This window comes from Bifidobacterium vespertilionis (genome assembly GCF_008698145.1).
Taxonomy (GTDB): domain Bacteria; phylum Actinomycetota; class Actinomycetes; order Actinomycetales; family Bifidobacteriaceae; genus Bifidobacterium; species Bifidobacterium vespertilionis.
In genome coordinates this window covers 46,663-60,086 of sequence record NZ_RZNZ01000012.1, presented here as the reverse complement: position 1 = coordinate 60,086, position 13,424 = coordinate 46,663, and the positions used below count along the sequence as shown (strand labels likewise).

11 protein-coding genes and 4 tRNA genes are annotated in these 13,424 nt (G+C 64.0%); 11 read left to right on the top strand and 4 right to left on the bottom strand.

The window, feature by feature from the left end:
• Positions 1–180 precede the first annotated feature (180 nt).
• Together EMO90_RS08825 and EMO90_RS08820 are read right to left on the bottom strand one after the other, a co-directional pair.
• On the bottom strand, positions 181–981 hold the full coding sequence (locus tag EMO90_RS08825) for an ABC transporter permease (RefSeq protein ID WP_150354686.1): 801 nt from the start codon (positions 979–981) through the stop codon (positions 181–183).
• The gene (locus EMO90_RS08820) at positions 978–1,715 is read right to left on the bottom strand and encodes an ABC transporter ATP-binding protein (protein ID WP_150354719.1); all 738 of its coding nucleotides are present in this window, start codon (positions 1,713–1,715) and stop codon (positions 978–980) included. Before EMO90_RS08820 ends, EMO90_RS08825 begins: the two co-directional genes overlap by 4 nt.
• A 317-nt stretch (positions 1,716–2,032) precedes the next feature.
• On the opposite strand from EMO90_RS08820, the gene EMO90_RS08815 reads away from it, so the two are divergent.
• From EMO90_RS08815 to EMO90_RS12485, 10 genes are all read left to right on the top strand, one after another.
• On the top strand, positions 2,033–2,725 hold the full coding sequence (locus EMO90_RS08815; RefSeq protein ID WP_150354685.1) for a response regulator transcription factor: 693 nt from the start codon (positions 2,033–2,035) through the stop codon (positions 2,723–2,725).
• A gap of 18 nt (positions 2,726–2,743) precedes the next feature.
• Positions 2,744–3,742: a sensor histidine kinase gene (locus EMO90_RS08810; RefSeq protein ID WP_150354684.1), complete on the top strand. Its 999-nt coding sequence runs from the start codon at positions 2,744–2,746 to the stop codon at positions 3,740–3,742.
• Positions 3,743–4,119: 377 nt separating this feature from the next.
• On the top strand, positions 4,120–5,361 hold the full coding sequence (locus EMO90_RS08805; RefSeq protein WP_150354683.1) for an MFS transporter: 1,242 nt from the start codon (positions 4,120–4,122) through the stop codon (positions 5,359–5,361).
• A 108-nt stretch (positions 5,362–5,469) separates the two neighbouring features.
• Positions 5,470–5,793 (top strand): hypothetical protein, encoded by a 324-nt coding sequence (locus EMO90_RS08800; RefSeq protein WP_150354682.1) that lies wholly within the window; start codon positions 5,470–5,472, stop codon positions 5,791–5,793.
• A 146-nt stretch (positions 5,794–5,939) separates the two neighbouring features.
• Positions 5,940–6,012: transfer RNA gene (locus EMO90_RS08795), tRNA-Gly, on the top strand.
• Positions 6,013–6,023: 11 nt separating this feature from the next.
• Positions 6,024–6,095: transfer RNA gene (locus EMO90_RS08790), tRNA-Val, on the top strand.
• 46 nt (positions 6,096–6,141) lie between these two features.
• Positions 6,142–6,214: transfer RNA gene (locus tag EMO90_RS08785), tRNA-Val, on the top strand.
• Between the two features lie 16 nt (positions 6,215–6,230).
• Positions 6,231–6,303, top strand: a tRNA-Ala gene (locus EMO90_RS08780).
• Positions 6,304–6,571: 268 nt separating this feature from the next.
• On the top strand, positions 6,572–7,339 hold the full coding sequence (locus tag EMO90_RS08775; RefSeq protein WP_190972076.1) for a class I SAM-dependent methyltransferase: 768 nt from the start codon (positions 6,572–6,574) through the stop codon (positions 7,337–7,339).
• Between the two features lie 895 nt (positions 7,340–8,234).
• Complete coding sequence (locus EMO90_RS12485; RefSeq protein WP_223849818.1) at positions 8,235–8,840, top strand: DUF2510 domain-containing protein; 606 nt, start codon at positions 8,235–8,237, stop codon at positions 8,838–8,840.
• A gap of 848 nt (positions 8,841–9,688) precedes the next feature.
• Here EMO90_RS12485 and EMO90_RS08765 read toward each other — a convergent pair.
• Both EMO90_RS08765 and EMO90_RS08760 read right to left on the bottom strand, forming a co-directional pair.
• On the bottom strand, positions 9,689–10,150 hold the full coding sequence (locus EMO90_RS08765) for a hypothetical protein (protein ID WP_150355081.1): 462 nt from the start codon (positions 10,148–10,150) through the stop codon (positions 9,689–9,691).
• A gap of 174 nt (positions 10,151–10,324) precedes the next feature.
• Complete coding sequence (locus EMO90_RS08760; protein WP_150355080.1) at positions 10,325–11,875, bottom strand: amino acid permease; 1,551 nt, start codon at positions 11,873–11,875, stop codon at positions 10,325–10,327.
• Between the two features lie 421 nt (positions 11,876–12,296).
• On the opposite strand from EMO90_RS08760, the gene EMO90_RS08755 reads away from it, so the two are divergent.
• Positions 12,297–13,358, top strand: a complete 1,062-nt coding sequence (locus tag EMO90_RS08755) for an ABC transporter substrate-binding protein (protein WP_150355079.1) — start codon at positions 12,297–12,299, stop codon at positions 13,356–13,358.
• Positions 13,359–13,424 lie beyond the last annotated feature (66 nt).

Sequence of the window (13,424 nt, the reverse complement as noted above, 5' to 3'; positions counted from 1 at the left end):
TCCTTCGCTGCGCTCAGGAAGGCTTTTCGTCATCCTGAGCGGAGCGCAGCGCAGCCGAAGGATCCTTGGCCATTACGCACCGACCAGACACGCCGATTAGTGCGGAAAGTTAAGGATCCTTCGCTTTGCTCAGGATGACGGGGCGGCCCGGCTCCGCTCGCTCAGGACGACGGCGGGCGCTTACAGATCGGCGCGGTACTGGTCGCGATCGGTGAAGCTGGTCCGGTAGACCAGGATCATGATCAGGGAGTCGGCGATCAGGGTCAGGGCGCTGATCACCGCGAGCACCACGAACTGGTACTTGCCGGCCATGATCGGGTCGGCGCCGGCGATGACCTGGCCGGCCATCATGCCCGGGATCAGTACGATGCCGCTGGAAGCGAGCTGGGAGATGGTGGGGATCATGCCCATCTTCACGCTCGCGGAGATCGACGGCTTGGCCGCCTCGAACGGCGTGGCGCCCAGCGCGAGCATCATCTCCACCTCATAGCGGCGGGCCTTCATGTCGCTGAAGAACCGGCTCATGGCCACGGCGGTGGCGGCCACCACGTTGCCCAGCAGCATGCCGGTCATCGTCACGAGCACGGCGGGCGCATACCACGGGTGCGGGCGCACGATCAGCTCAATGACCACGCTGATCTGCAGGACCACGCACACCGCAAGGGTCAGTAGGACCTGCGGGGCCAGACCTTTGGGGATGTTGGAGGCGCGGGTGAGGGTGATCTGGATGGCCGCGAGGATCATCACGGCGATCAGCGCGAAGCAGATCCACGGGTTGTTCCACAGGATGACGTACTTGATGACGTAGCCCATGGCGAGCAGCTGGGCCAGCGAGCGCATGGTGGCCCACAGCATGCGGCGCTCCACGCCGAGCCGCATGATCCAGGACAGGCCGGCGGACACGGCCACGAGGGCCACGGTGATCGCAAGGCCCCACAGGTCGATGGGATAGACGCCGGTGTTGGCGGTCAGATCGCTCATAGCTGGTCTCCTTTCCCTTCGGCGTCCATGGCGGCCCGGTCGGCCTGCTCGTGCCGATGCGCCTCGTGCGCCTCCAGTTCGGTGAGTGCGCCGTCCGCGAGCCGCCACGTGCGGGTGGCGCGCCCGTCGGCCGGCCGGTGGCGCACGCGGATGATCGCCATGCCCTCCCCGGCCGCGTAGGCCAGGATCTCGCCCACCTTGTCCGCGTTCTCGTCGTCCAGGCCGGCGTCGACCTCGTCGGCCAGCATCACGCGCGGGCGGGTCAGCAGGGTCCTGAGCATGCACACGCGGGCCTGCTGGCCCACCGAGAGATCCTGCGGGCTGCGGTCGAGCTCGATGTCCCCGCAGCCAACGCGGTCGAGGGTGCGCCGGATCGTGTCCTCGCCGGGCGCGGGCTCGTTGACGGGGTTGCCCTGATCGTCCTTCTGGTGGACCTTGAGGGTGAAGGGCAGCAGGATCGCGTCGCGCACGGTCTCGCCGATCAGCGTGGGCCGCTGGGGCAGGTAGGCGACCAGCCGGCGCCAGCGTTCGGGGGTCATGCCCCCGGCGTCGGTGCCGTCGAGGCGCATGGTGGCGGTGGCGTGGGGGTTGAGCTGGGCCAGGGTGGTCAGCAGGGTCGATTTGCCCGATCCGGACGGGCCGATCAGATCGACCACATCGCCACCACGAACGGTGAACGACAGATCATGGAAGATGGTTTTGGTTCCGGACGCAGACTGGGCGGATCCGGTCATTCGATCGGATTGGTCGGATTGACCGGATTGATCGGCGGACTTCGGCGCCGCGCCGCGCTTCCACGGCCAGCGGAAGGAGGCGTGCCGCGACGTCGATGGCGCCGCATGCTCCGCGGAGGCGGCTTGGGGGACCGCGCATGTGACGCGCTCGGCCTCAAGCAGACATGGTGTGGTTGTAGTGGTCATGCCGGTCATCCTACGGTGGCGCCGGTCGTTCACCGGCCCTCCCCGCGTTTCTCAGAATAGTCTTAGAAAAGAGGATGTCTGATGGACGCTGGAAAACAGTGGCGCGGAAATGGCAAGGAGCGACGATACGGATGGAAACGATCGACGACCCCACGAGGCTGCTCAAGGCGAAAATCCTGCTGATCGAGGACGATGAGCGGCTCGGGGCCATCACCAAGGAACTGCTGGACGACGACTACCGCGTCACCTGGGTGACCGACGGGACTGCCGGCCGCAGCGAGCTCGCCACCGGATCGTACGACGCGGCCATCATCGACCGCCGGCTGCCGGATATGGACGGGCTTGAACTCGTGCGCATGCTGCGCGCCCGCGGGGTGTCGCTGCCGGTGCTCATGCTCACCGCCCTCTCCAGCGTGGAGGACATCGTGGCCGGGCTGGATGACGGGGCGAACGACTACGTGACCAAGCCGTTTCAGTTCGCCGAGCTGGACGCCCGTCTGCGCGTGCTGCTGCGCGGCTCCACGGCCAACCAGCGGTCGTATGCGATCGGCGACTGGACGTTCCTGGCCGAATCGGAGGAGGTCGAACGATTCGACGGCACCCGCATCCGGCTCACGGCCGCCGAATCGGCGCTGCTGCGCGTGCTGTGCGCCTCCCCGGAGCACGTCTTCAGCCGTCAGGAGCTACTGGCCGCGGCCTTTCACCCGGACGACGTACTGGGCACGATCGACACGTATGTGTCGTATATTCGGCAGAAGACCACCAAGGGCCTGATCATCACGGTCCGCGGGCGCGGATACCGGATCGGCGCGCCGGAGGAGTAGACCCGGAAAGGATCCCGCATGGCGAAACCCTCGTCCCCATCGGCCGCCCGCGCGGCCACGTCGATCAGCCGGAGCATGGTGATCGCCATGAGCGCGATCACGGCGGTGGGCCTGCTGATCCTCATCGCCGGCGTGATCATCGGATCGCGCCACGAATTCAGCGAGCACGGGCTCGATCCGGACACGATGAATCCCGCGGCCGGCATTGTCCAGGGCGCGTGGGTGATCGACAGTCGCAAGGCGCTGCTGCTCATCGTGATCTTCGGCGTGTGCATCATCATCGCCACCGGCGTGGTGGGATGGTTCTTCTCGAAGCGCGAGATCGCGCCGATGGAGGAGGCCATGCGGCTGCAGCGCAACTTCGTGGCCGACGCCAGCCACGAGCTCAAAACGCCGCTCGCGGTGATCGGCGCGCGCACCGAGTTGCTCGAGCACCGGCTCAAGGCCGGGCGGCCGATCGAACCGACCATCGCCGATCTCAAGGACGATGTGACGCGCATGAACGAGGTGATCAACGATCTGCTGCTCGCCGCCACCAGCGCGCTGGAGCACGTGCCGACCGATGTGGGCGCGGCCGTGTCCTCGGCGGCCGATTCGATCCGGCTGCTGGCCGATCGGCACGAGGTGGCGCTGGACGTCTCGCTGCCCAATGCGGACGATCCGGTGATCGTCTCCGGAGGGTCGACCGGCATCACGCGCTGCGTGGTGGCCGTGCTGGACAACGCGATCGCCCACTCCCCCGCCGGCTCGCGGGTGGAGGTGCGCGTGAAGGCCGAACGCGGGCAGGCCGTGGTGATCATCCGCGACCACGGACCGGGACTGGGCGACGACCCGGAGCGGCTGTTCCACCGGTTCTCACGGGCCGGCGGCGGCTCAGACCATCAGGGCTACGGGCTCGGGCTCGCGCTGGCCCGCGACATCGCCGTGCGATACGGCGGCTGGATCGACGCGGCGCCCACCAATGGCCCGGGCACGACCATGCGCATCACGATCCCGCTGGCGGGCGGGGACGAATAATGCAGGAAGTTAAGGATCCTTCGCTGCGCTCAGGATGACAGCGGGCGGCTCTCGTCATCCTGAGCACAGCCCGTAGGGCGGAGTCGAAGGATCCTTAACACTCCTGCACTGTGACTTTGTGCGAAATGACGAAGGATCCTTCGCTCCGCTCAGGATGACAGCGGGCGGCTTTTGTCATCCTGAGCGCAGCGAAGGATCCTTGGCCATTACGCATCAACCAAACGCGCCAACCAGTGAGGGAAGTTAAGGATCCTTCGACTTCGCTCAGGATGACGACACCCCATCGACACGCTGCGAAAACCGATTTCAGTCGGCACATCAGCGTGGGTAGGATGATTCTGGTTCACAATCAAACCTTTGACGTAACAGGAACACTTATGTCCAACGCACAGGTCAGCACGCCGGCCGCTCCGGCCAATTCCACCCGTAACGACCGCTTCTTCACGCCGGCCGTGGTCACGCTCATCATGATCAGCTTCGCGCTGGGCATGAGCGAGTTCATCATCGTGGGCATCCTGCCGGACATCGCCACTGGCCTGAACATCCCCCTGACCACCGCGGGCGGGCTCGTCTCCCTGTTCGCCTTCGTGTACGCGCCGGCCACGCCGATCGGCGCCGCACTGGCCTCCCGGTTCGAGCGGTTCCATGTGATCGCCGCGCTCATGGCGGTGTTCCTGTTGGGCAACATCCTGTGCGCCGTCGCGCCGAACTACGCGGTGCTGCTGGTGGCGCGCGTGATCATCGCGCTCATCTCCGGAACCACCGTCACCACGTCCATGACCTTCGTGGACGACGTGGCCAGTCCCAAAAACCGCACCAAATTCGTGGCGTGGGTGTTCTCCGGCTTCTCCGTGGCCGCGGTGTTCGGCGTGCCGGTGGGCACGGCAGTGGCCAACGCGCTGGGGTGGCGATGGGCGTTCTACGTGATCGTGGCGATGACCGTGGTGCTGATCGCCGCGATGTTCAGGGTGCTGCCCAAGAACCACTACGGCCCACGCAGCCGGTTCCTGGCGCAGTTCTTCATCTTCACCGAACCGCGCATCTGGGCGGGCATCATCTCCGTGGTGTGCGGCGCGGCGGCCACCTACGTGTTCTACACCTATCTTTCGCCGATTCTGCAGGATGAGATCGGCATGCCGGCGTCCATGGTGAGCATCGCGCTGAGCGCCTACGGCCTGATGTGTCTGGCGAGCAACCTGTACAGCGGCAAACTGGGCGATCGCGGGCGCGGCACCAAGCCCCTGATCGGCGTGCTGCCCATCTACCTCGTGCAGGCCGTGCTGCTGGCGCTGCTGCCGTTCGCGGTCATGAACCCCATCGCCGGATGCGCGCTGCTGCTGGTGCTGGGCTTCTTCATGTACCTGCAGAACACGCCGTCGCAGATCCTGTACATGGACGTGGCGGCCGAAACGCATCCGGGCTCGCTGAACCTTGCCTCGTCGTTCAACTCGATGGCGTTCAACATCGGCATCGCGGTGGGTTCCGCGGTGGGCGGCCTGGTCACGGACACCGTGGGCATGCACTGGCTCGGGCCGTTCGGGGCGATCTTTGCGCTGCTGGCCGCGGGAAGCGTGCTGTGGCTGAAGATCGACGATCGCAAGCGCAGCAGCGGACGCTGATCGGGTGCGCGCGTCGCGGGCCATGGACGATCACGACCGATTTGCCCCACGGTAAAATCGGGCTCCCCTCCTCCGGCGGGACGGCGTGAAAGCGCTACCATGGGAGCCATGAGCATTCCAATGAAGTATCCGATGAAGCAATATCTCGGTGGCATTGTCGAGGCGCTCAAGGCTGCTCCCGGCAACGACGCCAACCCGAACGACGTTGAGACCATCCGCTTTTACGGCGAGCTTGGCAACGACGTCCCCGACTCCCAGCTGCCGAATGTGCTGGTGGCCATCGCCCGCGTGACCCGCGCGGCTTCCGAGGAAGCCTCCACGAAGAGCAAGTTCGCCGCGGCCAACGGCTTCGCGTACGTGAGGGACGCGCAGACCGCGATCATGGCCACGCTGGACAAGGCTTCCGAGGAACTGGTGGAGAAGCGCGGCTGAAGCTACGGCTTTTCGGCCAAATTCCAAGGGTTTTCTAGGTTTTCGCATAATCCCGGCGTACGCGGCAGACACCGCGACACGCCGGGATTTTGCATTCGGGGCATAGTCGTGTAAATTATCTACCTGTTGCCTTTCACGGTAGCACTGCGGACATAGCTTAGTTGGTAAAGCGCAACCTTGCCAAGGTTGAGACCGCGGGTTCGAGTCCCGTTGTCCGCTCGCAACAACCCGGGCGGTTGGCGCAGTGGTAGCGCACTTCCCTGACACGGAAGGGGTCACAAGTTCGAATCTTGTATCGCCCACGCAAGTCGGAGCAATCCGGCCTACAACTGAATACCGTAAGGGATCGGGCGATTGGCGCAGCGGCTAGCGCACTTCGTTCACACCGAAGGGGTCGTAGGTTCGATTCCTACATCGCCCACCCAATGGCGAATTACGGGGCTATGGCGCAGCTGGTAGCGCATCTCCATGGCATGGAGAGGGTCAGGGGTTCGAATCCCCTTAGCTCCACAGATACTGGAATCCCCGCGGAATGGCAACGTTCCGCGGGGATTTCGCGTATATCTTCCTGTGTCATCCTGAGCGCAGCGGAGGATCCTTCGGCTCCGCGCTTCGCGCTGTGCTCAGGATGACAGCGGGAGGTTTTTGTCATCCTGAGCGCAGCGAAGGATCCTTGGCCACTGCGCATCAGCTGGGCACGCCGACCAGTGCAGGAAGCCATAAATCCTTCGACTCGCCCCGCTCGCCCAGTATGACAAACCCTGTCATACTGGGCGGCATGGAGCAGACGAAATTCCACGGCAAGGCGCAGGCATACGCGGCGGGACGGCCCGGGTACCCGGCGGCGGCGATCGCTTGCATCCGGGACATGATCGGCACAACGTTTCCGGCCGGTGCGGTAAGTGCCGCATCCCCCATCACGATCGCGGAGATCGGCGCCGGCACGGGCAAACTCACGGTGCCGCTGGCCGGGCTCGAGCTGCCGGTGTTCGCGGTCGAGCCCGACGCGGACATGCGCGGTGTGCTGATTGATCAGACCCGTGCCCTGGCGAACGTGACGGTGATCGACGGCACGGCCGCCCACACCACACTGCCATCGCACAGCGTTGACGTGATCGTCGTCGCACAAGCCCTGCACTGGTTCGAGCCGGACACGTTCGCGGCGGAGTGCCGCAGGATCGCGCGCGGCGGCCGGTATCTGCTCATTTCGCTGTACAACGTCACATCGTTCGACTCCGCGCTCAAGAACGACAGTCCCGAGCACAACGCCCAGCTGGCCGGAAGCATCAGGCACTTCGGCGACACAAAGGCCGCATTCTTCCGCGACCCCGTGGTCCGATCGTTCCCCAATCCGATCCACTACACACGCGAATCGTGGCGGATCTACATGGATTCGCACTCGCACAGCCCGCTGCCCGGCTCCCCCGACTATCCCGCGCACAGGGCGTGGGTGGACACGCTCTTCGACGATCGCGCGGTGGATGACGTACTCACCGACGACACGACCTGCATGATGGCCAGAGAGCTCGTGCGGTTCGGGGAGTGACGGAGGAGACCGCCGGGCACCCTGATTTATGCGAATAGGTGTTCGCAAAGCCCGAAAAGTACCCCTGAATCCTCAGTTGCTACATTCCTCATCCCGAGCGTGGGCGCAACCGTCCCTCGTCATCCTGAGCGAAGCGCAGCGGAGTCGAAGGATCCTTAACTGTACGTGCAATGAATGATCCTTCGACTGCGCTTCACGGCTCAGCGCCCAGGATGAAGCCACACCCAGGATGAAGTGCCATCTGCGGTGGCCCACCCACAAACTGGGCAAATCGGGACACTGGATTCGCAAACTGGGCAGATCCGGTCTTCTACGACCGGTTTTCGGCCTCCAGACGGCAGGATCCGCCCAGTTTGCGCGGCGAGAGGCCCGATCTGCCCAGTTTGCGGCGCGATCGGACACGAACTGGGCAGATCAGGCGCACACCGGGCACCAACCGGGCAAGAACCGGGCAGATCAGGCCGGTTCCGGGATTCGACGTGACCCGGCGTGTGACACGGCGTGTGACCGGGGGCGTGACACGGCGTGCGGCGTGACCGGGAGCGTGACACGGCGTGGGCACGCCCGGTCACGGGGTACCGGAATCGTTGGAATAAAGCCATTTTGAAATCCCCGTGACCGGGAATGGACACGCCATGTCACACGCCCAGTCACACCACACGCCCGGTCACGCACACCCGGTCACACGCCAGCCCACCTTCCGGAAAGAAGTTTGAGCCCGAACGCAAGCCGAAGGGCGCAGCGAAGAACCCTTAGGGCGGAAAGTTAGGGATCCCTCGGCTTCGCCCTAGCGGGCTTCTCTCAGGATGACGAAAAACACCTCTGACCTCTGAAAAACACCTCCACCGGCGGTATTGTTGAAAGTGAACAAGATTTCGACGATCAAGGAGATCATATGGCCGACGCACAGCCCGGTTGGTACCCGGATCCCGCCGGAGACCCGGTGCATCCCACGCAGTTGCGCTGGTGGGACGGCAACCAGTGGACCGACAACTATGCGCCGGCGCCCGCCGCAACGGCTTCACAGTCAGCCGCACAGCCCATCTCGCAGACCGACCAGACCGGGCAGACCAACCCGTTCGACGCCGGCCAAAGCGCGAACACCCAGTCCGACTATGCGCAGGCGGACTACAGCCAGCCGAACTACGCGCAGCAGCCCTACGCACAGCCGAATCCTGCGGCTGGCGGCTACGGCAACCCGCAGCCCTACGCCCCGAACTACGGCTCCGGCCCGGCATACGGCATTCCAACGCCCGCCGGCTACTACATGTCGGAATCCGATCGCAATCTGCGACTCGCGGCATTCGTGCTCAACGTGCTGAGTACGATCGGCGCCTGCTGGCTCATCATCCCGCTGGCGTGGATGATCCCGATGACCGTGCACAGCTGGCGGCTGTACCAGGGCGAGCGGCGCAATACGACCGGTTTCGCCGTGTGCGATCTGATCTTCTGCAGCGTGATCGCCGGCATCCTGCTGCTCATCAGCCAGCGGGACAACTAGCGCCCGGCTTCGCAGTCCGCCGCCCGTGCCATCGCATCCGATCCGCTCACTTTGCGCCCACGAAAACGCAGAATGAGCAGATCAGATGCCCTACGGCACGAATACAGGCCCTACCGCATCGGATTCGCTCATTCTATGGATAACCGGACTCAAAGTGAGCAAATCTGATGCCCAGCAGACCGCACAAGCCTGCACAAGCCTGCACAAGCCACTTGCCGCATCAGATTTGCTCATTATGCAAGCGGACAGGACCAGAACGAGCAAATCGGATGTCCTGCGCCCTGAATCAGCCACCCACCGCATCAAATCTGCTCATCCTGCACCAGACGCATCGCAAAGTGAGCGAATTCGATACCCTACGGCCCGCGCCAGCCCACCGCCACATCAGATTTGCTCACTTTATGCCCGCGAAAACGCAGAATGAGCAAATCGGATGCCCTACGGCACGAATACAGGCCCTACCGCATCGGATTCGCTCATTCTATGGATAACCGGACTCAAAGTGAGCAAATCTGATGCCCAGCAGACCGCACAAGCCTGCACAAGCCACTTGCCACATCAGATTTGCTCACTTTATGCCCATGAAATCGCAGAATGAGCAGATCCGATGGCTTGCGGCATGAATCAGAGCCCCACCGCAATGGATTTGCTCATTCTGCGAGCGGGCGGGGTCAGAATGAGCAGATCGGATGTCTGGCGGAGCAGACAGCAGACAGCAGAACGCTAAACTCGCCGCCGCGAAGTCCGCAGAGCCCTCCGCGGTGCAGCCATCCGCCGCACCGCGAAAGCGAGCCACCGCGAAGCCAGCCGCCACACCGCACAGCCACGCGCCGCGCGCCGAATTCCCGCTAGAACCCGCCGTCGATCCACACCCAGCCGCGATCGGCCTTCGCGTCTGCCGGCGCCCATGCGAGCAAGTCCTCCCAGCCGGCGGTGGTGCCGGTGCTGAACCCCTTGTCGGACGCGTCGTTGCAGGTGAAGTCGGAGCGGAAGATGAGCACCTTGTCCATGCCGTATTGGGCGATCGCCGAATGGAACGAGGAGCCGGAACCCGGATTGTCCTCCACAGAGCGCCACTCGTCGCCCAATCGGTCGTCGGACCACTGCTCATCGTAGGAAATGCGGTCGATCGTGCACCCCTTGTACGATCGCTTGTCCTTGAGCAGCACGGCGCCGGCATCGTCCAACTGGGCGCGCGTGAATTTGGTGCTGTCGGAGATCCCGATGACCGTATGGCTGGTGTCCGCCTGCCGGAAATGCGACCAGAGCCCGAAGCCCGCGATCGTCGCCAGCACGGCCGCCAGCAACACGGCCAGAGCCTTCCCATATGCGGCCCGCCGCGAACGATCCCGCTGGCCTTGACCTGAAGTTCCCTGACTTGAAGCTCCCTGATCCATAGTCCCGCCTTCCGCGCCGGTTCACAGCCCGGTCACCAACGCCGTCCCATAAAGGTCACGGTACCCCGGCCCGAGGGAGAATCGGCCTCAGCGCTGCCAATCCGCACGGGGTTTGCGCAACTTGGCCGTGAGGAAGTACACCGCGTAGCACGCCACGATGAACACCAGCTCGGCCACCAGCGCAAACCGCTGCGACTCGTCGAACACCACCAGAATGAACGAGGCCGTGCACAGCGCGAAGGCCGCCCAGGAGACCCACGGGTAGCCCGGCGTGCGGTATTTGAGCTCCTCCACGGTATGGCCCGAGGCAAGCCATCGACGCCGGAACACGATCTGGCAGTAGGCGATCGCGATCCACACCACCACCGCGGACAGGCCGGAGAGGGCCACCAGGACCAGGTAGACGGTGGAGGCGGCGATCACCGACGACAGCAGCGCGAGCAGACCGCCGGCCATGGCCGCGCACAGGGCCAGCATCGGCACGCCCCGGCGGTTGGTCTTGGCGAACCAGCGCGGGATCATGCCCTCGTTGCCCATCGACCACACCATGCGCGTGGAGGCGTACAGGCCGGAGTTGGAGGCGGAGAGCACGGCCGTGAGCACCACGAAGTTCATGATGTCGCCGGCGTACGGGATGCCGATCGAATTGAACACGAGCACGAACGGGCTCTCCCCCACGCCCGCCTCGCGCCACGGGATGAGCGCACACATCACGGTGATCGAGCCGATGAAGAAGAGGACGAGTCGCCACAGCGTGGTGTGGATGGCCTTGGGCACGGCGGTTTCCGGGTCGCGCGTCTCGCCGGCGGTCACGCCGATCAGCTCGGTGCCGGAGAACGCGAAGTTGACGGTGAGGATGGTGGCGAACACCGGCATGAAGCCGTTGGGGAAGATGCCGTCCTTGACGAGGTTTCCGAACAGCGGCGCATGCGTGTAGCCGGCGATGGGGATGATCCCGAAGATGGCGAGCAGGCCGATGGCGATGAACGCGCAGATGGCGAACACCTTGATGCTCGCGAACAGGAATTCGGCCTCGGCGAAGAAGCGCACGGACAGGGCGTTCGCGGTGAAGATCAGCACGATGCACGCGGCCGACCATATCCATGTGGGCGTTTCGGGGAACCATCGCTGCATGAGCAGGCCCGCGGCGGTGAATTCGGAGCCGAGCGCCACGGTCCAGGTGAGCCAGTACTGGATGGCGACCACGAAGCCGGTGGCCGGCCCGATGAACTTGTCCGCGTAGACGTGGAACGATCCGGTGACGGGCATGGCGACCGACAGTTCGCCCAGCGTGAGCATGACGAGGTACACGATCAGCGCGCCGATGCCGTACGCGAGGATCGTGCCGATGGGCCCGGCCTGCTGGATCGTGTAGCCGGAGCTCAGGAACAGGCCCGTGCCGATCACGCCGCCCAGGGAGATCATCTGCAGGTGGCGCGATTCCATGCCGCGCTTCAGATTGGTGTGCAGGGCATGATCGTGGGCCCGATTGTGATCGTGGGCCTGATTGGGATTGTGGGCCTGAGCGCTGCCATGGCCCTGAGCGCGATCGTGGTCCTGGCTGTGGCCGTGGTCGTCCCGCGTCGATTGTTCCTCCGGTTCGCGTCCCGGCTCATGCCCCGACTGGCTGTGATTCATGCATTTCCTCCGACTGGCGTGCTGGCGGCCCCGCAACGGGCCCTGAACCCGGCCATGGGCCCCGAATAGTATACGCGAGCGACGGCGGATGGGGAAGGGGGCAGACGGACGGAAAACCAAGCAGCGGAAAACCAGCCGCCTCACGAAAAGGTATAACCGCGCTCGATACGCGGGTATCCATTATGACGAATACGAGTTCATGAAAATCAACCTTCCGCGTTCCAAGCGAGGAGTATGCTGAAATCAATTCCACAAGGGGAACGGATCGTAGGCCACAATCGGCGAACCGCAGTGGAATACACAGAAGGGATCTCATGCGTTATATGCGTGTGCATATAACGCCTATTCACAAAACAAACAATCGCCCTATGGGATACGTGTATTCAACGCATGTCATGGAACGATATGGGGAGGAGAAACAATGCTTTCCAAACATGGCATTATCGCAAAGGGAACGGCCATTTTCGGCGTGCTGATCGCCGTATTGGCCTTCGATGCCTGTGGCGTAACCACCTCGAATTCCGCCGCCGACGCCAAGGCCGAGGCGGGTGCCAATTCCGTGGCGACCGAGGGCTATAAATATGGCACCGTCGAGTTCCCGAAGTCGAGCTCGCTGTGCAGTTCCCCCATCGCCATCGCCCTGGAGAAAGGCTTCTTCAAGGAGGAGGGCATCGACGCGAAGCTGGTCACGGCCGACGCGGAGACCCGCAAGGTGGGTCTGGACACCGGCCGTTTCCCGGTCACCAACGGCGACTTCCAGTTCTTCCCGTCCATCGAGAAGGGCGTGAAGACGAGCGTCGTGGGCGCCCTGCACAAGGGATGCATCAAGATCGCCGTCAAGAAGGGCTCCAACATCAAGACCGCGGCCGATCTCAAGGGCAAGACGATCGGCGTGGACGAGATCGGCGGCACCCCGTACATGGCCGCCAACCTGTGGCTGGGCGACGCCGGCCTGAACGTCGATCCGAAGAACGGCGACGTGAAGTACCTGCCGTACGACGACGCCAGCCTGGAGTTCGAGGCCCTGCAGAAGGGCCAGATCGATGCCGCCGCCCTGTGGGACCCGCTGCCCACCATCCAGGAGCAGAAGGGCACCGTGGACATCGTCTTCGACCTGGGCTCCGACCCGAAGTTCGCCAAGCGCTTCTGCTGCTTCCTTTACGGCTCCAACAAGATCATCGAGGAGAAGCCCGATGAGATGGCCGCCATCCTGCGCGCCCTCGACAAAGCCCGCGACTACATCGCGCAGAACCCCGAGGACGCCGCGAAGATCATCGCCGAGAAGAACTACTCCTCCATCACCGATCAGGAGCTGGCCACGAAGCTGCTCAAGGACTACGACTACTCGGTCCAGACGGACGAGAACAAGATCATCGAGGACGACGTGAACTACTTCGTGGACGGTCTGAAGAAGATCGGCTTCCTGGAGACCGGAGACACCGCCGGCTTCGCCAAGCAGATCTACAAGGACGTCGAGCACTGATGACGGGCGCGCCCGATCGCGCATTCGCACACCGACTGCCCCGATAGCCAGATGGTTCCGGCTCCC

What these genes read in the sequence shown, in the direction of transcription:
- EMO90_RS08825 (WP_150354686.1), bottom strand. Translation starts at nt 981, where the DNA reads ATGAGCGATCTGACCGCCAACACCGGCGTCTATCCCATCGACCTGTGG.
- EMO90_RS08820 (WP_150354719.1), bottom strand. Translation starts at nt 1,715, where the DNA reads ATGACCGGATCCGCCCAGTCTGCGTCCGGAACCAAAACCATCTTCCAT.
- EMO90_RS08815 (WP_150354685.1), top strand. Translation starts at nt 2,033, where the DNA reads ATGGAAACGATCGACGACCCCACGAGGCTGCTCAAGGCGAAAATCCTG.
- EMO90_RS08810 (WP_150354684.1), top strand. Translation starts at nt 2,744, where the DNA reads ATGGCGAAACCCTCGTCCCCATCGGCCGCCCGCGCGGCCACGTCGATC.
- EMO90_RS08805 (WP_150354683.1), top strand. Translation starts at nt 4,120, where the DNA reads ATGTCCAACGCACAGGTCAGCACGCCGGCCGCTCCGGCCAATTCCACC.
- EMO90_RS08800 (WP_150354682.1), top strand. Translation starts at nt 5,470, where the DNA reads ATGAGCATTCCAATGAAGTATCCGATGAAGCAATATCTCGGTGGCATT.
- EMO90_RS08775 (WP_190972076.1), top strand. Translation starts at nt 6,572, where the DNA reads ATGGAGCAGACGAAATTCCACGGCAAGGCGCAGGCATACGCGGCGGGA.
- EMO90_RS12485 (WP_223849818.1), top strand. Translation starts at nt 8,235, where the DNA reads ATGGCCGACGCACAGCCCGGTTGGTACCCGGATCCCGCCGGAGACCCG.
- EMO90_RS08760 (WP_150355080.1), bottom strand. Translation starts at nt 11,875, where the DNA reads ATGAATCACAGCCAGTCGGGGCATGAGCCGGGACGCGAACCGGAGGAA.
- EMO90_RS08755 (WP_150355079.1), top strand. Translation starts at nt 12,297, where the DNA reads ATGCTTTCCAAACATGGCATTATCGCAAAGGGAACGGCCATTTTCGGC.